This window comes from Pseudomonas sp. Sample_22, assembly GCF_004307635.1.
Classification (GTDB): Bacteria; Pseudomonadota; Gammaproteobacteria; order Pseudomonadales; family Pseudomonadaceae; genus Aquipseudomonas.
Map to the genome: position 1 here is coordinate 97,938 of NZ_RCNY01000015.1, position 22,632 is coordinate 120,569.

Sequence of the window (22,632 nt, forward strand, 5' to 3'; positions counted from 1 at the left end):
AATCCGTCGCCAGGACCTTTTTTTACCTAAGCGTCAGCTTGCCATACGCTTGCGCTTTACAGGGTCAGTGCGCCCACTGCGGTGCAATGAGGGTATTGGGGCGTTTGGCTCGCTCAGTCAGCGCCAGCATCGTCAAGAAGCCCAGCACGATCAGCACCGGGTAGGCCATCAAGAGTTCGGAGAGAGAGTATTTCCAGGCCAGCGGTCGTCCGACACCCAGCATGGCGGCATACATCCAGGACACTGCCGACAGCGAACCACAAAAAAGAGCCATCATTCGGGCGCTGAACCCGAGCTCGAGCAAGGAGCCGGCCTTCTGCAGAGCGGGCAATACCAGGCGGTGTAGCAGAATGCCGTTGTAGGTCAGCAGCAAAACAATAATCACTTTGGCGTGAAGCTTCGGATTCATGAAATATTCCGTGCCTTTGCCCAGGTAATCGATGCCGATGATGGCAGCGCCCGTCACCCACAGACCGATCAATGCCAGAACCACAGACTTCTGCAGACTTTCCATGTGCGCATGATCGTGTTCAGTGAATGCCTTGCGTTTCCACATATCCCTGACCATTGCAATGTCACTGGTCAACACCAAACCGATCGCCACGCAACAAGCGACCAAATGAACGTACACCACGCCCAGCCGCAAAAACTCCATGAATTCTTTATGTTCGATCAGGCTCATGATTGTATTTATTGCCACGGTATTTTCTCCACCTTATTCGACAGTACACTTCAGGGGCTTATTAAATAACCCTGAGCGACCTTACTCATACAAGAAAACCAAACCATAGGTTTATTATTTGAAACCCTATTGATTAGATTAGGAAATTGATGTCAGCTTAGTTGTTACCTCTTGAATTCAGGATAAAAAAATCCCCATTTGCAATCACTGCATTTGAGGTCGCGTTTCCACTTCTTTTTTTTACGATTTCGCTAGCATGTCATGATGCCATGCTGGAGAGTCTGAGGCCCGTAGCCGCGAAATGTTCATTTTTCAGGCATGCCACCGACAAGCGGTCGCCAGTTGGAAATACCATTGGCTCCACGTTAAGCGAGCAACTTACTCGTCAAGCCCCATTCTAGCTGAGGCGCTTGAATTACATGACCTTTGACATTACTGATTGGATCCACTAGTTGTCATGACAGCAAAAAAACACGACTGATAGCGAGCCATTGTCATTTACGCCCCCAGCAACTAAAACAGTCATACTATTTATCGAGCCAGATCCACACTCAACTCACGTCGAACAGAGGCAGCGAACTGCGCATTTCCTTCTCAATACTGAGTCAGAGGGATCATAAAGATTGGTGAGCTTCTTTCAAACTTAAACTTACCTTATTGTCGTCGATGAGGTCCTGGCAATACGGCTATTAAAACAACCTTCGCCAGGACCTTTTTTATTTCAACTCAAACGAGCTTGACCTCGACATTAATATTGTTGCGCGTGGCTTTTGAGTACGGGCAGTACTTGTGGCCGGTTTCCACGAGTTTTTGTGCAGTTTCGCGATCCAGTCCCGGCAGGCTGACATTAAGTCGAGCTTGCAACAGGTAACCGCCTTCATTGGTGCCCAGATCGACTTCGGTGTCGACCGCTACATCCTTGGGCAGTGCGACCTTCAGCTCCTTGGCCGCCACCCCCATCGCGCCGATGAAACACGCCGACCAACCGGCGGCGAACAGTTGCTCGGGATTGGTGCCGCCGGCGTTCGTGCCCGGGGACGACAGCTTGACGTCCAGAATGCCGTCGGAGCTGCGGGAGGCGCCATCCCGGCCGCCAGTGGTGTGGGTTTTGGCGGTGTACAGTACTTTGTCGAGCTGGGTCATGATGATCTCCTGATTGAAAGGTTGTTTGCACAATTTCAGGTGAATCAGAAAAACGGGCGTCAGACCCGACGCCTCTCAGTCATGATTAATGCTGAACCTGCGACGGACCCGGCCTTTCAATATAGTCGGCGTGCGTCAACCCGTAGGCCAATCCGACCAAGGCCTGCTTCGGCACTTCATTTCCTGGCCAACTTGTACTTCACACAATCATCATAAAAACTCTGCCGCACCGCCGCCGGCTTGATCCGCGTCGGGCTGTCGTAAGTCTGCTCGGTAATGCCCATCGCCATCATGCGCATCCACGATTTGTCGAACTTGTAGTGCTGGATTTTTTGCCGCGCGGCGTAAAGAGAAACCCCGGACAACTTGAGTTCCTGCGCTCTGGCCGCCGTGCCCGCCCCCCAGCTGCACATATAACGATCATTGGGTTTCAGTTCCCTTGCCTGGGCAGACACAGCCAGCCCCGCAACGCTGACAGCGATCAGCGCGCCCCAAACATTGCGCATATGCGTTCCACCTAACCAACTGAAAATAAAGTGATTCTGGCGACAGACGAGCAATCTGGGGGCCAGCATAATGCCTCTTCTGCAATATCCCTTGAAGACGCATCGGCTGCCGGGCATTTCTTGCGGCATTTCAATACTTTGCTATAGCTAACACTGCTTTGACCAACTAACGAGGCAGCGCATGTCAGTCGCAAAGAAAATGAGTGTGGGGCAACTGACCATGTTGACTGCGGTGAACATGTTGGGCTCGGGGATTGTGTTGCTCCCCTCGAAACTCGCGGAAGTCGGCGCCATTTCGATTCTTTCCTGGCTGGTGACGGCCACCGGCTCACTCGCGCTGGCCTACGCCTTTGCGCGATGCGGCATGCTCAGTCGAAAAACCGGTGGCATGGGCGGATATGCCGAATACGCCTTCGGCAAGGCCGGCAACTACCTGACGAACTACACCTACGGCCTTTCACTGTTGATTGCCAATGTCGCGATCAGTGTCACTGCGGTGGGCTACATACAAGAACTGTTCGATCTGCGCCTTGACTCGCTGCAAGTGGGCCTGGCGACCATTGCGTTGCTATGGATGACCACATTCGCCAATTTCGGTGGCGCGCGGATTACCGGGCGGATCGGTGCGGTCACGGTATGGGGGGTAATTGCGCCGGTGCTGCTGGTCTCGACCATTGGCTGGTTCTGGTTCGACAGCAGTATTTATGTGGCTGGCTGGAACCCCCACGACAAGAGCTGGTTCGAAGCGGCCGGGGCATCCGTGGCGATAACATTGTGGGCCTTTCTGGGCCTGGAATCGGCGTGCGCCAACTCCGACGCGGTGGAGAACCCCGAGAGGAACGTACCGATTGCCGTGCTCGGCGGAACCCTCGGTGCTGCGGTGATTTACATCCTGTCCACCAATGTCATCGCCGGCATCATCGACAATCCTGAGCTGGCCGCCTCCACCGCACCGTTCGGCCTGGTGTTCGCGAAAATGTTCACCCCTGCGGTCGGCAATATCGTCATGGGCCTGCTGGTGCTGGCGTGCATCGGTTCACTGCTGGGTTGGCAATTCACCATCGCTCAGGTCTACAAGAGCTCGGCGGACACCGGTTACTTCCTGCCGATATTCGCGCGGACCAACAAGGCAGGCACGCCGATTGCCGGCATGCTGATCCTGCTGGCGGTACAAACGGCGCTGGGCCTGTTCACCATTGATCCCAACCTGAGTAATCAATTCGACACCCTGGTCAACCTCGCGGTGGTCACCAATCTGGTGCCGTACATCCTCTCCATGGCCGCCTTGATGGCGATACAAAAGGCCCGCGGCGTGCCGGCGCGCAAGGCGCTGACCACCAACATCGTTGCCTGGGTGGCGTCGGCCTACAGCTATCTGGCGCTATTCAGTTCCGGCGAACAGGCGCTGATGCTCGGCGGCGTGGTCACCCTCCTCGGCTTCACACTGTTCGGTTTTGTCAGCAACCGCCTGATCCGCTCTGAATCACTCGATAAAACCCTTGAAAGCCCTATGGGCAAACCCGAACGCAGCGCTCTATGATTGAACCCCATGACCACCTCTGCGCCGATCCGCCAACCCTGTCCGCCCGGTGCCTGCGATTGCGGGCGTGACCCATTGCTCGAAACCCCGGGCGCGGACGTGCGCATCCTGTTTCTGACGCGCACCGAAGAAAAACGCCTGATCGAACGTCTGGAAAACCTTTCGAGCCTTCAGGACCTGGAGCACCTGCAACGGCGGATGTTCGAACAACTGGGCATCCGCGTCGACATCGTCCCGAGTCTCAACGAAGTGCGCACCATGCGCGGCATCGGCATTTACGTCGCTGAACTGCCGGGGTTGTGCCGCAAGACCCGCGCATCGATTCCGGCGGCGATTCGCCGCGCCATGGAAAAGCGCCCGGAGATCGCCTATGAAGTGCTTAACGCCAATGACTTGTTGCGCGATGCCTGAGTAACACCGGGATTTCGGTGAGTTCAGGGCATGGGGACCACGGTGTAGTAAACACCGTTGGCGCCGTACGCAGGGCGCACCCACGAATTGCCGCATTGATAAAAAGTGCCCGCAGACACTGTCCTCAATCCACAGCCCGAAGGAAGACTGGCAAACGTCGCACCCATCGGCATGGTGGGGGGAGCGGACGCCATCATGCCGGCGTTGTAGCCCTGGCTCCAGGCATTGTTATTGACGTTCTGATCAGTCGAGTCAGCGATCGCGCTACCGGCCACGACCCCGGCGGCCGCTGCCGCAGCAGGATTGACGCCGTCATTGTAACCGCAGTAGTAACAACCGCTGCTGGCATACACTGCCGTCGGGGGATGGTAGTAGCTCGTGCCATAGGTCTGCGGACGATAGACCGTCGTGCCATAGCCATCGGCACGGTACCCGCTGGCAGTGGCGCCATTCTCACCTTCGGCGTGCCACGCGCCCTCGCCGCCATAAGCCGTGCCACCTTCGGCACCTGTGCCCCGCCACGAGCCCTCGCCACCTGAGGCGCTACCGCCGTTTTCGCCACTGGCGCTCCAGCTACCGCCACCACCGGAAGCCGAACCACCGCGATAGCCCGAACCACTCCAGCTACCATCACCGCCCGAAACCGAACCACCACGATTGCTTTGACCGCTCCAGCTGCCACCACCGCCTGAAGCCGAACCAAACGCCCCTGAATGGCTCCAGGAGTCAGCGCCGCCGAACGAGCGTCCAAAACCGGCAGCATGGTACCAGGCCGACGCTTGCTCACAACTCAGCAGCGCGACCATCAACCCTGCAAACTTCAATGTGGGTCCATGCATGTTTGAAGCTCCTCCCTCAGGGTCTGGCAACCGGCTGTTTAACCCCTTCAGGGGCACGCAAGTCGGAAGGCGGTGCAAACTGGATGCGGTGCGCATTTTCAATGTGTTGTGGTTTGAAGAAATCTGCCGACAACGCTGATTCGAGCTTCCAGTCACTGAATGCCACCTGATGCCGGGATTGTGTCGGATCATCACGGAACACCGCCCGCAACATGCGCGGCAACTTGTCTTGCGTACCTATCCAGGCCTGGACAAACACCACGTCGTTGGCATAGGCGATCACATCGGTCGCGGTATCGCCGACCACCGTTGACTGACCGATATAGAACGCCAAGCGCATATCCCTGGCCAGATCCTTGTAGGGGTCGGAAACGATCACATCGGTGAAGGGAAAATATATAGCCGCCCGCTGATACGCCGCCTCGAGGGTTGCATCGATGGTGGGCGGTGCGTCAGCTTGCGCCATCAGGTTCTCCTTCGGTTCAACGGCCCAGGCTTGCTTGCCGTTGTAGTAGAACTGGGTCGCAGGGCCATCGCCGGAGGTCAGAACACGCAAGCGATCGGGGCGCTGAACATTGACCAGCGCCACGGTGTTGTACGCCAGGGGTGGCCCCAGACGACTGGGGCGCTCATAAGTGGTGGTAGCTTTGAAACTCATGCCCTGAACGCCGGCCAATCTGGCGCTCATGGCCTTGAGGATCTCCAGCGCTTTGGGTTCCAGCTGATTTTTCGGCGCATCGACCGCAACAGGCTCGGCCGCCAGCAAGGGAACGGCGAGCAATCCGGTGACCAGGCCGAAAAACAACCTCCGAACACGCTGAAGCTGAAGTGACATCGCTTGCTCCCCGAACAGATGAGGTCAGGTTTAAAGCGTAGCAACTGAAATACAGGCGTAACCGAATAATTAACCGACTGATTCCTCCGGTCGCGGTTTCCGTTTGTTGATCGGTGAACGCATTAAACAGCGACACTTGATTGGCAACTCGCTCTGGATAATTCGTGTTTAAAACCTACGCTCTTGTCTCACGCTACGGACGCTGACGCACAGGCGCTGCGGCAACGGCTATGACACTTGGGCGTGACGACGGCAGATGTGCGTGTCGGATGGTAATCGAACATTCACAGTGCATTACGCCAAGAGCCACCTATGCTCTGAACAATGACGTGGCGTTGCTGCTTTCTGCGCCCGATAAAACGATTTCACTCAAGGAGCACACTGCACTATGAACCTGTCCCGAAACCTGCTGATCGGCGTCGCATTGACCGGGCTCCTGCTCGGAGGTTGTACCTCCAAAGTTACCGACAAGGCGCAGTATTCCGGTTACCTGACCGACTACAACAATCTTCAGGAAGTCGAAACGCCCAGCGGCGGCACGGCGATGCGTTGGGTGAGCCCATCGTGGAACCCCGATGCCTATAACACCGTGGCATTCAACCGACTGGAACTGTATCCGGCGCCAAAGCCCAACGAGCGGGTCAATCAGCAAACGCTCAATGACATCCAGAACTACATGACCACAAAGGCGAAAACCACACTGGGACAGAAATACCGCGTGGTTTCCAGCCCGAACGCAGCACCGGCCGGTTCGAAAACCCTGGTCATGCGTGCCGCCATCACTGGCGTGAGCGCTTCCAATGAAGGCATGAAATGGTATGAAGTCGTGCCCATCGCCGCCGTCGTCGGTGCAACGCAAGCCGCTACCGGTCATCGGGATCAGGACACCGAACTGTTTATCGAAGCCGAGTTCATAGACGCCAAAACCAACCAGACCATGGCCAAAGTCGTGCGCAAGGTGTTTGGCAAACAACTTTCCAACGAAAGCCAGAAGATCACGGCGCAGGATTTCAAAGCGGCGATCGACAAACTGGGCACTGATTTCCAGGCGTTCATCAACAAGTAATACCCGGTCTGTGCAGGAACTGCCGCAGGCTGAGAACTGTTGAGCTTGTTGTTCAGATCAACAGATTGCAGCCTGCGGCAGCTTCAACCGGGCACGTCAGGTTTTTTTCATGCCGACCCGTCGCCGCATTTCGGCAGTAATGGTTTGCCGGGTTTTCTTCATGTCCGCCCAAGGCCCGTCGCCCACTTCCTCCAGGCGTTCATGCACGTTGTGGATGTTCCACTGATTGCCGCCCTTGAGCTGTACGATTTCTTCGCGATAGATCGGCACCGACACCGGCAGGCCTTCGCGGGTGCGCGCAGCGTAAGCGCAAATGGTCGTCGCGCCGAGACCGTTTCGCAGGTAGTCGATGAAGATCCGCCCTACCCGATTCTTCGGCCCCGACACCGCGGAAAAGCGCTCCGGCAGCATTTTGGCCATGTGGGTGACGATCGCGTGACTGAAGTCCTTGACCTCATCCCAACCGAGTTTGCGGGTCAGCGGCACCACCAAGTGAATGCCCTTGCCGCCACTGGTCTTGAGAAAGGCCTTGAGCCCCAACTCATCGAGCACCGTCAGGGTCAATTGGGTGGCTTCGATCATGCGTTTCCATGGCAACGCCGGGTCCGGGTCAAGGTCGAGGACGAAGCGATCGGGTTTGTCGAGATTGTCCGAGGTAGCGTTCCAGGTGTGCATTTCCACGGTGCTCATCTGCACCGCACCCACCAGCGCTTCGGCGTTGTTGATGACCATCATCGGCTGGCCCGTCAGTTTCTGGTCCAGGGTGGTGATGCCGGGGATGGCCAGGCGCTCGGCGTTTTTCTGGAAAAACAGCTCACCGGCAATCCCGTCCGGCGCGCGTACCAGCGCCACCGGGCGGTCCTTGAGCTGCGGCAGGATCCATTCGGCGACACTGGCGTAGTACTGCGCCAGTTGCACTTTGGTGGTACCACTCGTGGCATCGATGACCCGGTCCGGATGGGTGATACGCACTTTGCCCTGAGCCAAGCCGATTTGTGACGGCGCCGCTTCAGCTTTCTTCGGCGCTGCAGATGACTTGGCGGCGGCTTTTTTTGCGGAGGTGGTTTTCACGGCTTTCGGACGCTCCTCAGTGATGTCTTGGGCAGGCTTATCGTCACGCAGACCATGGAACACTGCATGCCGTACCGAACCGTCCTTGGTCATTTCTGCGAAGGCCACTTCGGCCAACAGTTGCGGCTTCATCCAATGCACGCCCTTGAATTCCGCCCCGCTCGGTGGATTGACCACGGCCGGTTTTTTCGTTTGCAAAGGTTTGAGTTGTGCATGGATGCTGCCCAGAGTGGCCTCGGTGAACCCGGTGCCGACCTTACCGGCATAGCGCAGCTCGCCGCTGTCGCGATCATGCAGCCCCAGCAGCAACGCACCGAAGGCACTGCGTGTACCTTTGGGATCGGTGAAACCAACGATGACAAACTCCTGGCGGTGTTTGCACTTGAGTTTGATCCAGTCGCTGCTGCGCCGGGACACGTAAGGCGAACCCAGGCGCTTGCCGATCAAGCCCTCCATGCGCATCTGACAGGCACTGTTGAGCAAGGCTTCGGGGTCTTCGCCAAAAGCGTCGGAGAAACGCAGCATCGGATCTTTGCTCGTCTTCAGCACCGTCGCCAGCGCGGCCCTCCTTTCTTCGACCGGCACCTCGCGCAAATCCACACCGTTGAGGTAGGGCAAGTCGAACAGGTAATAAAGAATGTTCACGCTGCGACCGGCGTCAAAGGCGTTTTGCAACGCTTGAAAATCCGGAATGCCCTGCTCATCCGCCACGACCATTTCGCCATCGAGCCATGCCGACTCCAAGCCCAGGCCGGCTAGAGCCTTGGCCTGCTCAGGCAACTTGTGCGTCCAGTCGTGGCCGTTACGGGTGAAGAGTTTGACGTCGTCGTGGTCGATGCGCGCCATGATTCGATAGCCATCGAACTTGACCTCATAACTCCACTGCCCGCCCGGGGCCTTTTCCACCAGCGTCGCCAGTTCCGGTTTGATCTGGTCGGGCAGTTTGGCTTTGTGCGCGCCGGTGAGTGGCGCGGATTTTTCCTTGCGTGCCGGGGGGCCTGGTCGCTTGACCGCCTTGGGTTTGGCTGATTTGGTAATGATGGTGCGCTCGCTGAGTACGCTATCGGGTTCGGCAGCGACGACGTCGTAGTCGCTTTCGGCTCTGGCGGCGCCGTCCTGATGCTTGATCAAGAACCACTGCTCCTGCTTGCCCGGCATGTGAGTGCGCACCAGGTTCCACAGGCCTGCGAGCTTCTCGCCTTGCAGTTCGAACTTGAGCCGCCCCTTGGCATAAGCCTTGGCCGGGTCTTCCTGGGGAATCCACACCCCGCGGTCCCAGACGATCACATCGCCCGCGCCGTAGTGGCCTTCGGGGATGCTGCCCTCGAAGGTGGCATAGTCCAGCGGATGGTCTTCGACATGCACCGCCAGGCGCTTGACCTTGGGGTCCAGTGACGGCCCTTTGGGCACCGCCCAGCTCTTCAGCGCGCCGTCGAGTTCCAGGCGGAAATCGTAGTGCAGGCGCGAGGCATCATGCTTCTGGATGCAGAATTGCAGCGCATGATCCTTGGCTTTCCTGCGGCCGGCTCGCTTGACGGCAGCCGGCTCAGACGTCGCCGAAAAATCGCGCATGCGGTTGTAGTCGTCGAGATTCTTGTTCATGGCTCACCTGCGGGTCGCTGCAGGGCGCTGGATCAGCACGTCCCTCCCTCAGCAGAGCGAGTCATCACGAAAAAAATTCCATCGTCGTCAAAATTACCCGGACCAACGGCCCTGCGGCGCGGCTGTCGGCAGACGTTCAAAGGCCTACAATCGGCAGGTGCAGCCTCATCCCCGGAGAGCAATCATGCGCACGGTTCACGTCCTCCAAGCCCCACCGGCATCGGTCAACGTCGTGGGCGAGACGATCACGGTCCTCGCGGGCGGCGATATGAGCAAACCCTTCGAAATGCATATCCAGGAAGGCGTGCAGGGAGGCGGCCCGCCACCGCACTTTCACCCTTGGGACGAGGCGTTCTACGTGGTTGACGGGCAGGTCGAGGTCACCGTCGAAGGCAAATCCACCACCGTCTCGGCCGGGGGCTACGTGCATATCCCGGCAGGATCCGTTCATGCCTACAAGAACATCAGCAGCACCGCGAAGATGATCGGCGTTGTGTCCGATCCGCGCGGCGGGCAGTTTTTCACGGCGATGGACCAGTTCAAGGTGCCCGAGGATCTGCCGCGGATATTCGAAGTGGCCGAGCGTTTCGGGGTGACGTTTCTGGTCCCCAAGCCGCAGGGTTCTTGAGCGGCCCCTAGACGGTTCCACCCTTGGCCTGCTGTTCCAGATGCACCTGCAAATCCGGTTCGATCTGCAATGCCGCCGCCAGCTCATCCAGGTAAGTGCGCTCGGCATCCTGCTGATCATCCACCAGCATCACGCTGGCCAGGTACATTTCCGCAGCCATGGCTTGATCTGTTGCCGACTGCGCCACGTCGTCGGGATCCAGCGGCTTGGCAACTTCCTCATCGAGCCATTGCTGTAATTGCGGGTCGTCAGTGTGGCGGGCGATTTCGGCGTTGATCAGCTGTTTTTCAGCGTCGTCGAACCGGCCATCAGCCTTGGCTGCCGCAATCAAGGCACGCAGGATCGCATGGCTGTGCTCTTCGACTTCCGGCCCGGCCAGCATATCCACGGTGCGCATCGCCTGTTGCGGCGCCTGTTGTTGCTGCGAAGCCTGACTGCGTTGCCAGGCTTGATACGCCTGGAACGCCATCATCCCCAGAGAGGCGAGCGCGGCGTAGTGCGTGCCACCGCCGGAGCGCGATTGCGCTGCACCGCCCATCGGTGAACCACCTCCGAGCAAACCGCCAAGCAAGCCGCCGAGCCCGCCCATGCCACCGGCGCCGGCACCGCTGGTGCCGCTACCGCCCCCCAATAAGCCACCGAGCAGCCCGCCCAAGTCACCGAGGCCACCTTGAGCCGACGTCCCACCGCCGCCCTGTCGCGCCATCGAGCCTTGGCCCGCGCGCAGTAATTGTTCGAGCAGATCGCTGGTGTTCATGACGATGTCCTCATCGAAGGGGGGGATCAGTCAGGCAACGATAGTCCTCGCCGGTAAATGCGCCACCACCGTTTGGCTGACACAGCGCCGATTTTTGCGCGGTATTTTTTTCCGGCGCAGCTAAGATTCATAGGCGGTGAACCTTATTCCCGGATGCCCGGTCGATACCTGCAACCCGAACCGGTTTGCCGCCGCCCGCCAGATGAGGGCGATGACTGGCATGCTTCACTTTCTGGAGAACGCCCCCGTGATTTCAACTTTACACATCGCCAGGCTCAAAGCATGGGGTGCCCATGGATTCACTGCTACCGGCGTGGTCACTGCCTTCCTCGCAACGCTTGCCCTGCTGGATAACCAGCCGACCAGTTGCCTGCTGTGGCTGGGCGTGGCCCTGATCGTCGACGGACTGGACGGTGCGCTGGCGCGCAAGGTCAACGTGCAGTCGGTGTTGCCGAGCTTCGACGGCTCGATTCTCGATCTGGTGATCGACTATCTGACCTACGTGTTCATTCCGGCACTGTTCATCTATCGCTACATTCCGCTGCCGGACTACACGCTGCTGCTGACCGTGTCGCTGATCCTGGTGTCGTCGCTGTTCTGCTTCTGCAACGTCAACATGAAAAGCAAAGACAACTACTTCCAGGGCTTTCCCGCCGCGTGGAACGTGGTCGCCCTGTGCCTGTACATCATCGCGCCTTCGCCCTGGATCACCTTCCTCACGGTGATTGGCCTAGCCCTGTTGACACTGACCCGGATGAAATTCCTGCATCCATTCCGGGTGCGGCGCTTCATGCCGATCAACATTGCCGTGACTGCAATCTGGTTGCTGTGCAGTTTGTCACTGGTCATCAATCATCCGGTGATCAACCCGTTGGTGATGGGCCTGTGGCTGCTGATGTCGGCGTATTTTCTGGGGATCTGCTTCTGGCGCACGGCGCTGGAGTGGTTCGACGGATCGCGGCTCAAATAACCCATGCCGGTCCATATCGTTCGACTTGGCTCACCTCGCCGCCCCGGCGAAGGCCTGCGCCTGGGCACTGTGCGCCGCCCGCCCCGGGGTGTTCCAAAAGCCGAGTTTGCCAGCCGGGATTTCTACGATGTATGGCAGCCATTGCTGTCACCCAGCCAGGCGCTGGTGCACCAAGCCCAGACCGCCGAAGATGAAAAAGCCTGGCAAGCCTTCAAGCGCAAGTTCAAAGCCGAAATGAACCAGCCTGCTGCCAGCCAGTTGCTAGATCTGCTGGCGGCGCTTTCTCATCACACTTCACTGGCCGTTGGCTGCTATTGCGAGGAAGAAGCGCATTGTCATCGGTCGGTGTTGCGCGAGTTGCTGGCGATGCGCGGCGCTGAGGTTATTTAGATTGGGTGGGGTTCAGGTTGTGCGAGGGGCAATGCTGCGATGACTGCATTGCGGGCATATCCGTTGTTGCCGCGACGGATATGCCTGCGCAAGATCAATGAGAGTTCAACGACACCGACATGAACTGGCTAATGCGCGAACGCAGCCAGCGCTCCGCCGGATCATTGTCATGCACTCCGCTCCAGGCCATCGACAACTGGGCGGCCTCGATCTCGAACGGCGGGTCTTCTGCCCGCAAGCCGCAACCTTCGACCAGCGCGCAGGCTGCATAATCCGGCACGGTGGCTATCATCTCGGTGCCCGCCAGCAATGCCCGCAACCCGCTGAATTGCGGAACCCCGAGCACCACCTTGCGGCACCGTCCGATTTTGGCCAGATCCAGATCGATATTGCCGCTCAGGTCACCGGAAAACGACACCATTGCATGCGGCCGCGCGCAGTACTCGTCAAGCGTCAAAGGACCAGGCCGGTCGTCTCCGCGCAGCACTTTGCAAGGAATATCACGCAACTTCTTGCGCTTGGCATTGGCCGGCAGTTCGGTGGTGTAACTGACTCCGACGGAAATCTCCCCGGACGCCAGCAACGCTGGCATCAGCAGGTAATTGGCTCGCCGCACCACCACGACAATGCCCGGTGCCTCTGCCTGCAACTGACGCAACAACGGTGGAAACAATCCGAACTCGGCATCGTCCGACAGCCCGATGCGAAACACATCGCAACTGGTTGCCGGATCGAATTCCTTGGCCCGGCTGACCGCTCCGGAAATCACGTCCATCGCCGGTTGCAGCTCCTTGAGAATCACCAGCGCCCGCGCGGTGGGCTCCATGGCGCGACCGTTGCGCAACAGCAATGGATCGTCGAACAGATCGCGCAACCGGCCAAGGGCAGCACTCACCGCGGGTTGGCCCATGAACAGCTTTTCTGCAACGCGGGTCAGGTTCTTTTCGAACATCAGCGCTTCGAAAATCACCAACAGGTTCATGTCGACGCGGCGCAGATCGTTTCGGTTCATAGACACGGGTTCCTTGTGAGTTCAGTCAGGCGCAAGTGTGACGATTGTGTCTGACTTTACTCAAGACTTCCCACTGCACAGAAGGAATTAACAACGATTAACTCGCAAGCCAGAGCCCTGGGATCAAAGAATGAAGCCTACCGACACGGACATTGTTCATGGCTCACTTGCAGCAAAACGCCGCCCGCGCGACAGCCACTGAAGCGCCAAAGAAAAACGCCGGTGGCCTCAGCCCTCAACGCCAACAGTTGGTCAGACAACTGATCCTCGAACGCCTCGATGAACCCCTGGAGGTGACTGAACTGGCCCAGGCCTGTGGATTGTCACGCAGTCATTTTTCCCGCGCCTTCAAATCCAGCATCGGTTACTCGCCCCAGGACTGGATTCGCCAGCAACGCATCGCCCGCGCCAAGCGGTTGATTCAACATACCGACCTGAGCCTCACGCAAATCAGCCTGGAATGCGGATTCTGCGACCAGGCGCATTTCTGTCACATGTTTACCCGCAGCGAAGGGATCAATCCCTTTGCCTGGCGGTGTCGGGTCATGCGGGACATAACCCCTCCTGTGGGAGCGAGCCTGCTCGCGATGAAGCCGGCACATTCGACATAGAGGTCGCCTGCCCGTCAGCCATCGTTTGCAGGCTCGCGCCTACAGGGGTTCAAGCGTTGCTTCAGCCCAACGGCACCAGCCGCTCCAACGCCTCGGCCACACCACGACCATAAGCCGGGTCGGCCTTGGTGCAGTTATCGATATGCCGCTGACGAATCAACTGCGGAACACCATTCATGGCCCGTGCGGTGTTTTCAAACAACAGTTGCTGACGCGCCGGGTTCAGGAGACGGAACAGATTGCCCGGCTGTTCGTAATGATCCTCTTCAAGCCGATGATCATAGTGCTGGGCAAAGCCTTCCAGCGGCAGCGGCGGTTCTGACAACTCCTTGGAATCCTCCCATTCGCCGACGCTGTTCGGGAAATAGCTGGCCGTGCCGCCAAGGTTGCCGTCGGTGCGCATAGCGCCGTCGCGGTGGTAACTGTGATGCGGGCAGCGCGGTGCGTTGACCGGGATGTGATTGAAGTTCACCCCCAGTCGATAGCGCTGGGCGTCACCATAGGAAAACAGCCGTGCCTGCAGCATGCGGTCCGGCGAGAAGCTGACGCCGGGCACCACGTTGGCGGGCGAAAATGCCGCTTGTTCGATTTCTGCAAAATGGTTCTCGGCGTTGCGGTTGAGTTCCATGGTGCCGACTTCGATCAGCGGGAATTCGCCGTGTGGCCAGACTTTGGTCAAGTCGAACGGGTTGTGCCGATAGTGGATGGCCTGCTCCTCTTCCATCACCTGAATGCACAGTTTCCAGCGCGGGAAATGGCCCTGTTCGATACTCTCGTACAAATCCCGAAGATTGCTTTCCCGGTCCTTGCCGACCACCACGGCGGCCTCGGCATCCGAGAGGTTTTCGATGCCTTGCTGGCAGACGAAATGAAACTTCACCCACACCCGCTGATTGTCACGGTCGATCAGACTGAAGGTATGGCTGCCGAAGCCGTGCATGTGGCGGAAACTGGTGGGAATCCCACGATCACTCATGACAATCGTCACCTGATGCAACGCCTCGGGCAGCAGGGTCCAGAAATCCCAATTGCTGGTGGCATTGCGCAGGCCGGTACGCGGGTCACGCTTGACCACGTGGTTGAGGTCAGAAAAACGCAGCGGATCGCGAAAGAAAAACACCGGGGTATTGTTGCCGACGATGTCCCAATTGCCTTCATCGGTGTAGAACTTCACGGCGAAACCACGGATGTCGCGTTCGGCATCCGCGGCGCCGCGTTCACCGGCCACCGAGGAAAACCGGACGAACAGCGGGGTTTGTTTGCCCACCGAGCTGAAGATATTGGCTTTCGTGTAACGAGTGATGTCATTGGTCACGGTAAAGGTGCCATAAGCACCTGCGCCTTTGGCGTGCATGCGTCGCTCAGGAATTAGCTCGCGGTCGAAGTGAGCGAGTTTTTCCAGCAACCAGATGTCTTGCAGGAGCGCCGGGCCGCGAGGTCCGGCGGTCTGGATATTGAGGTTATCGGCGACCGGGGCACCGGTGGCGTTCGTCAGCTTTTTCATCGGTGGATTCTCAATGGACTGCTGCTCATCAGGAGCGAAAACCGCTGCAGATATTCGTCCGCGTCGGAATTTAACAACCCTTGGGTAACGCCGTCGGCGCATCGGGGCAAACACTCAGCGTAGAACCTTTCCAGGATCTTGCTGGCGCGATGACCGATGCCCCGATGCGGATCAATCGATTTGGCGTGTACGCGGCAGTCGAAACAGGCACCGGGCAGTCATCCCGAGATCACGTTGCAGGAATGAAAAAATCTCGGGAACATGCTCGCAAACCGCGAACTAGACGGATGCAGGCAGGAGTGAGTCGTTGAGCTTTTCCCACGAGCGGGCTGTGCATTTCGGCCCCTACAGAATCTATCCCGAGCAGCGCCTGGTGATGGAGGCTGACCAACCCCTGCGCCTGGGTCGACGGGCCATGGACATTCTGCTGATCCTGTTGAAGCACGCGGGAAACGTGGTCAGCAAGCAGCAACTGATCGCCGATGTCTGGCCCAACAGCGTGGTTGAAGACATCAACCTGCGCGTGCACATGGCGGCCCTGCGCAAAGCCCTCGGCGACGGTCAGGCCGGACAGCGCTACATCGTTACCGTGGCCCAACGCGGGTACAGTTTTGTCGCGCCCTACTCGCTGGAACAGGCCGAGCTGCATCCGGCCAACCCTGCCACGCCATCGAACGGCCATAACCTGCCTTTGCGTCGCACCCGCCTGATCGGCCGCCAGGCGTTGGTCGACAGTCTGGTGGCGCATCTGCCGCGGCAACGCTTCATCACGCTGGTGGGCCCCGGTGGCATCGGCAAGACCACCGTGGCCCTGCGCGTCGCCGAACAATTGATCGGCCATTACTGCGATGGCATTCGTTTGCTCGACCTGGCTCCCATCAACGATCCGCGGTTGATTGCCGGGCATCTGGCGGCACTGCTCGACCTGTCCCTGCACGACAACGAACCCCTGAGCGGTCTCGCGAACTTCCTGCGCGAGCGGCAAATGTTGCTGGTGATCGACAACTGCGAACACCTGATCGACAGCGTGGCGCTGCTCTGTGAAAGCCTGCTGCGCGGCGCACCACGGGTACATATTCTGACGACCAGCCGCGAGAGCCTGCGGGCCGAGGGCGAATACGTGCAGCGCCTGGAGTCGCTGGACTGCCCTCCTGCCGTCGCCAAGCCGGACCGCGCCCAGGCGCTGACCTTTTCTGCGTTGCAGCTGTTCGTCGAACGCGCCATGGCCAGCCATGACAGCTTCGAACTGAGCGATGCCGAGTTGCCGCTGGTGATCGACATCTGCCGGCGCCTCGACGGTATTCCATTGGCCCTGGAACTGGCGGCAGCACAGGTCGCCAGCCTCGGCCTCGACGGTTTGTTGACGCAACTGCAAGACAGCTTTCGCCTGCTGACCCACAGCAGCCAGACGACGCTGGCCCGGCACCAGACGCTGCACGCGACGCTGGACTGGAGCTTCCAGTTGCTCAACATCTGCGAACAGACTTGCCTGCGTCGATTGGGAGTGTTCCGAGGTGGCTTTACCCTGGCGTCGGCTGCGGCGGTTATCGTCGGCGAACAGATCGAGCCGCGCGAAGTGTTTGCCTCGATCACGCAACTGGTGGCCAAGTCTCTGCTGAGTGTGGACGTCGGCGACGAGGAGGTGTTCTACCGCCTGCTCGACACCACACGCCGCTACGCCCTGGAAAAACTCGAACAGGCTGGCGAGCTGCCTGCAACCCGGGAACGCCACGCAGTACGCTGCCTGGCCTTGATGCAACAGGCCCAGACTGATTGGGAGCGCGTTCCGACAGCCGTGTGGATCGAACGCTATGCCCGTGGCCTGGAAGACATCCGCGCAGCGCTCGATTGGGGCCTGAATGCGCGTGGCCCCGCGGCGCTGGCGATCCGCTTGACCGCCGCCTCCACACCCCTATGGCAGGAACTGTCGCTGCTCAAGGAACACGGCGGCTACGTGCGCAAGGCCCTGGCCTTGCTCGACGCCGCAGCCGAGCCCTGTCTGGCGCTGAAAATGTCGCTGAAACTGGCCCTCGGCAGCGCCTGCTATCACGCCCAGGGTGGCAGTGCAGAAACCATTGGCGCATTCGTCACCGCCCGCACCCTGGCCAGACAGTGCAATGACGTGGTGGGAGAGTTGCGCGCCGTTTCCGGTCATCTGGCGGTCAATCTCAGTTGTGGCAACTATCAAATGGCGCTGCAACAGAGTCAGCAATTCGATCGACTGGGACTGGACGGCGATCCGCTGCTGTCGCTGAGTACGCATCGCTTGCGTGTCCTGGCCCTGCACTTCGCCGGGGACCAGCAACGGGCGCGAATGAATGCTGAGCAAGTGCTCCAGCGTATGGCCCACAGCGGCCATCTCAACCGTTTCACCCATGGCTTTGGCGTGCAATACGACCAGAGTGTCGCCGCCCTGACTATCCTGGCACGCATCCTCTGGTTGCAGGGGCAACCGGAACAGGCCTGGCGCACGGCGCGGCAGGCCTTGGACATTGCGTTGCAGATCAACCACGGCACCTCGATCTGCTACACCCTCGCCCTCTCCGGCTGCCTGATCGCCCATTACAACGGCAATACCCGCGCCGCCGGCGAGTTACTGCGCCTGCTACTGGAGCAAGCGCAGAAGCATTCGGTGCAGCTGTTCTACACCTGGGCGCAACACTATGCGCAGGTGATCGTCAGCGCAGAGGCGGCGCCGTCACCCCGGGCAGCAACCGGCCTGATCAAGGAAATCATGGTCACGCTGGACACCGCGTTGGTCGATGACGAGTTGCTGCAACGCGCCGACACAGGTGCCGCAGGCTGGAGCACGGCGGAAATCTTGCGAGCCCGCGCCGATGCGTTGCTTGCCGCCGATTGCCCGGTGAAAAACTGCAGCGCCGAAACCGTACTGATCAAGGCGATAAACGTGGCGAAATCCCAGGGTGCCCTGGCTTGGGAGCTGCGCAGCGCCAGCACGCTGGCGCGGCTTTGGCAGCGTCAGGGTCGCTACCGGCAAGCCCAGGCATTACTGACGCCGATCTACCAGCGCTTCAGCGAAGGTCATGCCACGCCGGACGTGAAGGCCGCCCGGCGCTTGCTCGACGAACTACAGGGCCATCTGCCGATTTGAGGACTGCGCGTGACTGAGGTAACCGGCATAGCGCATTTCGAATGATTGCAATGCACCGCTGTCTTCGAGTTTTTCCAGGGCATAACGGCGGGTGGTATTGAGCAAGCGGTAGCGACAAACGCCTTTGGCCTGTTCCTGCGACAACAACGATTTGAGCGCCAGGTTTTCCATGACGCGTGTCAGCCTCGCCGGTTGCACACTGGCGCAGCTGACCACCCCTTTGGCCGCCTCCAGGGTAAACGCCGTTTTGAATACCGACAGACGCTGCAACACGGTCTGCTCCTGCGGGCTCAGGCGTTCGTAACTCCAGTCGAGGGCGGCCTTGAGGGTCTGGTGCCGCGGCACGGCGGTGCGACGTCCCTGGGTAAGCAGTTGAAAACAGTTGTCCAATTGCGCCTGCAATCCCACCAGTGCCAGCGCATCGATCTGCGCAGCAGCCAATTCAATCGCCAGAGGCAAGCCATCGAGCCGTCGACAAATTTCTCGCACGCGCTTGAGATCCTGCTCTCGCAGAGCAAAACCTTGCTGGCGAGCCCGGGCACGACTGACGAACAACTGCACCGCCGAATAGCCCATGAACGCATCGACACTGCGTAACGCCGATGCGGGTGGCACCGCCAGAGGCGGCAATGGCAGAAGCATTTCCCCCGTGGCCAACAGCGGTTCGCGACTGGTGACCAGCAGCGACAGGCGGGGTGCCGAGCACAGCAACGCTTCGATCAGGGTCCGGCAACTGTCCTGCAAATGCTCACAGTTATCCAGGATCAACAGCGCATGCCATCGCCCCAACGTCTCCAGGGTTGTGCCGCTGCCCAGACCAAGGGTGCGGGTCAGATGATCGACCACCTGCACGGGATCGTCGATCGTCGCCATATCCACCAGCCAAACGCCGTCGCGGTAGTGTTGCAATAACAATTCGGCGGCCCGCAACGCCACGGTGGTCTTGCCGATGCCACACGGTCCGACCAGGGTCATGAGACGCCGCAGCGGCAGCTGTCGCACCAGACTGCCAACCACCGCATCGCGGCCGATGACCTGAGTCAGTCGCGCAGGCAAGTTGTGTCGGGGTGGATGCGCGGTTTCGATCGATACTGGCTGCGATGCTTGCTGCACCGAGGCGACGAAACTGTAGCCACGCTGGGGAATGGTGAGGATGTAGCAGTCACCGTTTTGCCCGTCGCGAAAGGCCCGGCGCAACGCGGCAATGTGCACCCGCAGATTGATCTCCTCGACGACCGATCGCGGCCAGACTCGAGCGATCAACGCCTCCTTGCTCACGACCGAACCTGCGTGCTCGAGCAATACCTGGAGGATTTCCAACGCCCGGCCACCCAAACGAAGCGGCTGATCGCCGTGCAGGACCAGTCGCTGATTGAGGTGGAACGCGTAGGGACCGAAGCGCAGTACCGTGTCGCCGGGTAAATCTCTATGGCTGTTCATGCTTCACCACCGGGAACCTGAGCGGCACGTGAGTCCGTCCAGGCTCCGTACCTTCCATGCAAAGAGTTCAACGCTATCTTGGCAGGCCTCGGTGACGGTACAACAGCTACGGGGGGAGCGTCACGGCCATAACGGTGCGCGCAACGGCCAACGGCGCTAGCTGAATTGTTCGCGGTACTGGGTCGGGGTCAGTCCGAGTTTTTCACCGAACAGAAAACGCATGTGCCGCACGCTGCCGAAGCCGCTCTTGAAGGCTACGGTCTTGAGCGGCAGTTCCGTGGTTTCCAGCAGGTTTCTCGCACAATCGATGCGTGCACTTTGCACAAACTCCATGGGTGTCATGTTCACTTCCCGGGCGAAAACCCTGGCGAAGTGACGCGGGCTCATGGCCGCCAGACTGGCCATGCGTTCGATACTGAACGCTTCATCGAGGTGTTCGAGAACGTGATTCTGCACCCGGGTGATCGGCGTTTCCTGGGGCGCCACGGCGGCCATCAGCGGGCTGAACTGCGCTTGCCCGCCCTGACGCTTCATGACCACCAGCAACACCTTGGCCACATCCTGCGCAACTTTTTTGCCATGGTCACGGGCGACCACCGACAACGCCAAATCGATGCCGGCAGTGACACCACCGGAGGTGATCAGGTTACGGTCCTGGATGAAGATCTGGTCGGTTTCGACGGTGGCCGACGGGAAAGCCTTGATCAGCCGTTCGGTGTAATGCCAATGCGTGGTCACCCGATACCCGTCGAGCAACCCCGCATACCCGAGCACGAACGCACCGGTGCAGATCGAGCCGTATCCGGCCGACCGGCCAACGTTGTGCTTGAGCCAGTCGAGCAATGGCGGATGTTTTTCGTTGTAGGCGCCGGGGCCACCGGGCACCAGCAGCAAGTCATAGCCGTCACAGGCCTGGTCGATAGACAGGTCCGTGTGCACGCTTACACCATTGGAGGCCCGCAACGCGCCGGGCTCCGTGCCAATGGTGGTCAATACGTAGTGATCGTCGGGTTTCAGATAGCGATTGGCGATGGAAAACACCTCCATCGGGCCGGCCATGTCGAGCAGCAGGAAGTCGGGAAACAGCACCATTGCCACGGTTTTCATGGGTCGAAAATCACCGGAATAAAAGAGAGGAATTCTGCCGGACACCGGCTCGCCCCTACGGGTTGCTTGTCGTGATTATGCCTTAAACATGGCGAATCGTTTGCAGGTTACTGTCAACTTGAGAGAGACAGTATTTCAATTTTCATCTACTTATTGCACTAACCAGTAACCATTAACCTTCTCCTCACTCGGACGAATCAACGTCCCCGCAGGAGATTCCATCATGCTGACCCTACGCAAAGCTTCTGATCGTGGCATGGCCAACCATGGCTGGTTGAAGTCGTTCCACACCTTTTCCTTCGCCAATTACCGTAACCCGAAAGAACAGGGGTTTTCCGACCTGCTGGTGATTAACGATGACCGCGTGGCAGCCGGAAAAGGTTTCGGTCAGCACCCGCACCGCGACATGGAAATTTTTTCCTACGTGCTCGAAGGTGCCCTGGAACACAAGGACACCCTGGGCACCGGTTCAGTGATTCGCCCCGGTGACGTGCAACTGATGAGTGCCGGCAGCGGCGTGGCCCACAGTGAATACAACCACTCGGCCACCCGTCCCGTGCATTTCCTGCAAATCTGGATCGTGCCCGACGTCAGTGGCGCCAAACCGCGCTATCAGCAAGAGCACTTCAGCGCGCAGAAAAAACGCGGTCGCCTGCAGTTGATCATCTCCCCCGACGGCGCCAAGGGTTCGTTGAAGGTGCGCCAGGATGCGCGGGTGTATGCGGCACTGATCGACGGCCAGGAAAGCGCCACTCTGGAACTGGCCGCTGACCGCTATGCCTACGTGCATGTGGCACGGGGCAGCGTCGAACTCAACGGCATGCCATTGCAGGAGGGCGACGGCGTGCGGGTTCGCAAGGAGCAAGTGCTGGCCTTGAGCAACGGCGTGGATGCTGAAGTCCTGATGTTCGATCTGCGTGCGCAAGAACTGCCTGAAATGCCATAACAGGCATCAAACTCGTAGGAGTGAGCCTGCTCGCGAAAGCGGTGGATCAGTCAACACACCTGTTGAATGTGAAGCCGCCATCGCGAGCAGGCTCACTCCTACCATTGGCTTGGGTACATCCGCAGGAGATTGGTCGGCTGTCAGGCCGCCATCGCTGGCAAGCCAGCTCCCACAGAGGATCCCGGTGTGATCGGGATTTTCGACCAATGAAGATCCCCTGTAGGAGTGAGCCTGCTCGCGATAGCGGTGGATCAGTCAACACACCTGTTGAGCGTGAAGCCGCCATCGCGAGCAGGCTCACTCCTACCATTGGCTTGGGTACATCCGCAGGAGATTGGTCGGCTGTCAGGCCGCCATCGCTGGCAAGCCACAGTGGATCCCGGTTTGATCGGGATTTTCGACCACTGAAGATCCCCTGTAGGAGTGAGCCTGCTCGCGATAGCGGTGGATCAGTCAACAC

At 59.2% G+C, this 22,632-nt stretch carries 20 protein-coding genes; 9 read left to right on the forward strand and 11 right to left on the reverse strand.

All coding sequences use genetic code 11. The features are described 5' to 3' along the window. Positions 1–64: 64 nt before the first annotated feature. The 3 genes from D8U73_RS02995 to D8U73_RS03005 form a co-directional block, all read right to left on the reverse strand. Positions 65–700: a hypothetical protein gene (locus D8U73_RS02995; protein ID WP_056853777.1), complete on the reverse strand. Its 636-nt coding sequence runs from the start codon at positions 698–700 to the stop codon at positions 65–67. 708 nt (positions 701–1,408) lie between these two features. Further along, positions 1,409–1,825 (reverse strand): organic hydroperoxide resistance protein, encoded by a 417-nt coding sequence (locus tag D8U73_RS03000; RefSeq protein ID WP_130903702.1) that lies wholly within the window; start codon positions 1,823–1,825, stop codon positions 1,409–1,411. Positions 1,826–2,001: 176 nt separating this feature from the next. After that, on the reverse strand, positions 2,002–2,331 hold the full coding sequence (locus tag D8U73_RS03005) for a hypothetical protein (RefSeq protein WP_056853779.1): 330 nt from the start codon (positions 2,329–2,331) through the stop codon (positions 2,002–2,004). 181 nt (positions 2,332–2,512) lie between these two features. On the opposite strand from D8U73_RS03005, the gene potE reads away from it, so the two are divergent. Further along, positions 2,513–3,871 (forward strand): putrescine-ornithine antiporter, encoded by a 1,359-nt coding sequence (potE, locus tag D8U73_RS03010; RefSeq protein WP_056853780.1) that lies wholly within the window; start codon positions 2,513–2,515, stop codon positions 3,869–3,871. 9 nt (positions 3,872–3,880) lie between these two features. Beyond that, on the forward strand, positions 3,881–4,282 hold the full coding sequence (locus tag D8U73_RS03015) for a hypothetical protein (RefSeq protein ID WP_056853781.1): 402 nt from the start codon (positions 3,881–3,883) through the stop codon (positions 4,280–4,282). A 23-nt stretch (positions 4,283–4,305) separates the two neighbouring features. Here the strand turns inward: D8U73_RS03015 and D8U73_RS03020 are convergent, their stop codons facing one another. Together D8U73_RS03020 and D8U73_RS03025 are read right to left on the reverse strand one after the other, a co-directional pair. Beyond that, positions 4,306–5,121, reverse strand: coding sequence for a hypothetical protein (locus D8U73_RS03020; protein ID WP_130903703.1), 816 nt, complete (start codon positions 5,119–5,121; stop codon positions 4,306–4,308). A 16-nt stretch (positions 5,122–5,137) separates the two neighbouring features. Next, positions 5,138–5,956 carry a DUF2092 domain-containing protein gene (locus D8U73_RS03025; RefSeq protein WP_130903704.1) on the reverse strand — a complete coding sequence of 273 codons (819 nt, stop codon included), beginning with the start codon at positions 5,954–5,956 and terminating at the stop codon, positions 5,138–5,140. 388 nt (positions 5,957–6,344) lie between these two features. On the opposite strand from D8U73_RS03025, the gene D8U73_RS03030 reads away from it, so the two are divergent. Then, entirely contained in the window at positions 6,345–7,022 is a 678-nt protein-coding gene (locus D8U73_RS03030) for a DUF3313 domain-containing protein (protein ID WP_056853784.1), read from the forward strand. A gap of 96 nt (positions 7,023–7,118) precedes the next feature. On the opposite strand, the gene ligD is transcribed toward D8U73_RS03030, so the two are convergent. Continuing rightward, positions 7,119–9,695: a DNA ligase D gene (ligD, locus tag D8U73_RS03035; protein ID WP_130903705.1), complete on the reverse strand. Its 2,577-nt coding sequence runs from the start codon at positions 9,693–9,695 to the stop codon at positions 7,119–7,121. A 184-nt stretch (positions 9,696–9,879) separates the two neighbouring features. Between ligD and D8U73_RS03040 the strand changes: the two genes are divergently transcribed. Then, a complete protein-coding gene (locus D8U73_RS03040; protein ID WP_056853786.1) occupies positions 9,880–10,323 on the forward strand; it encodes a cupin domain-containing protein in 444 nt (147 codons plus the stop codon). 7 nt (positions 10,324–10,330) lie between these two features. Here the strand turns inward: D8U73_RS03040 and D8U73_RS03045 are convergent, their stop codons facing one another. Next, positions 10,331–11,080: a tellurite resistance TerB family protein gene (locus D8U73_RS03045; RefSeq protein ID WP_056853787.1), complete on the reverse strand. Its 750-nt coding sequence runs from the start codon at positions 11,078–11,080 to the stop codon at positions 10,331–10,333. Positions 11,081–11,327: 247 nt separating this feature from the next. Here D8U73_RS03045 and pcsA point away from each other — a divergent pair, with 247 nt between their 5' ends. Next, positions 11,328–12,050, forward strand: coding sequence for a phosphatidylcholine synthase (gene pcsA / locus D8U73_RS03050; RefSeq protein WP_056853798.1), 723 nt, complete (start codon positions 11,328–11,330; stop codon positions 12,048–12,050). Between the two features lie 3 nt (positions 12,051–12,053). Then, a complete protein-coding gene (locus tag D8U73_RS03055; protein WP_056853788.1) occupies positions 12,054–12,440 on the forward strand; it encodes a DUF488 family protein in 387 nt (128 codons plus the stop codon). Positions 12,441–12,534: 94 nt separating this feature from the next. On the opposite strand, the gene D8U73_RS03060 is transcribed toward D8U73_RS03055, so the two are convergent. After that, positions 12,535–13,452 (reverse strand): LysR family transcriptional regulator, encoded by a 918-nt coding sequence (locus D8U73_RS03060; protein WP_130903706.1) that lies wholly within the window; start codon positions 13,450–13,452, stop codon positions 12,535–12,537. Between the two features lie 158 nt (positions 13,453–13,610). Between D8U73_RS03060 and D8U73_RS03065 the strand changes: the two genes are divergently transcribed. Beyond that, positions 13,611–14,063, forward strand: a complete 453-nt coding sequence (locus D8U73_RS03065; protein ID WP_056853790.1) for an AraC family transcriptional regulator — start codon at positions 13,611–13,613, stop codon at positions 14,061–14,063. A 61-nt stretch (positions 14,064–14,124) separates the two neighbouring features. Here the strand turns inward: D8U73_RS03065 and D8U73_RS03070 are convergent, their stop codons facing one another. Beyond that, on the reverse strand, positions 14,125–15,567 hold the full coding sequence (locus D8U73_RS03070; protein WP_056853791.1) for a catalase: 1,443 nt from the start codon (positions 15,565–15,567) through the stop codon (positions 14,125–14,127). A gap of 307 nt (positions 15,568–15,874) precedes the next feature. Between D8U73_RS03070 and D8U73_RS03075 the strand changes: the two genes are divergently transcribed. After that, the gene (locus tag D8U73_RS03075) at positions 15,875–18,679 is read left to right on the forward strand and encodes a winged helix-turn-helix domain-containing protein (protein WP_130903707.1); all 2,805 of its coding nucleotides are present in this window, start codon (positions 15,875–15,877) and stop codon (positions 18,677–18,679) included. On the opposite strand, the gene D8U73_RS03080 is transcribed toward D8U73_RS03075, so the two are convergent. Together D8U73_RS03080 and D8U73_RS03085 are read right to left on the reverse strand one after the other, a co-directional pair. Continuing rightward, the gene (locus D8U73_RS03080) at positions 18,656–20,119 is read right to left on the reverse strand and encodes a winged helix-turn-helix domain-containing protein (RefSeq protein WP_130903708.1); all 1,464 of its coding nucleotides are present in this window, start codon (positions 20,117–20,119) and stop codon (positions 18,656–18,658) included. The genes D8U73_RS03075 and D8U73_RS03080 overlap by 24 nt on opposite strands. Before the next feature lie 156 nt (positions 20,120–20,275). Next, positions 20,276–21,226: a GlxA family transcriptional regulator gene (locus D8U73_RS03085; protein ID WP_056853794.1), complete on the reverse strand. Its 951-nt coding sequence runs from the start codon at positions 21,224–21,226 to the stop codon at positions 20,276–20,278. 223 nt (positions 21,227–21,449) lie between these two features. Here D8U73_RS03085 and D8U73_RS03090 point away from each other — a divergent pair, with 223 nt between their 5' ends. Further along, positions 21,450–22,172 carry a pirin family protein gene (locus D8U73_RS03090; protein WP_130903709.1) on the forward strand — a complete coding sequence of 241 codons (723 nt, stop codon included), beginning with the start codon at positions 21,450–21,452 and terminating at the stop codon, positions 22,170–22,172. Positions 22,173–22,632: the final 460 nt, after the last annotated feature.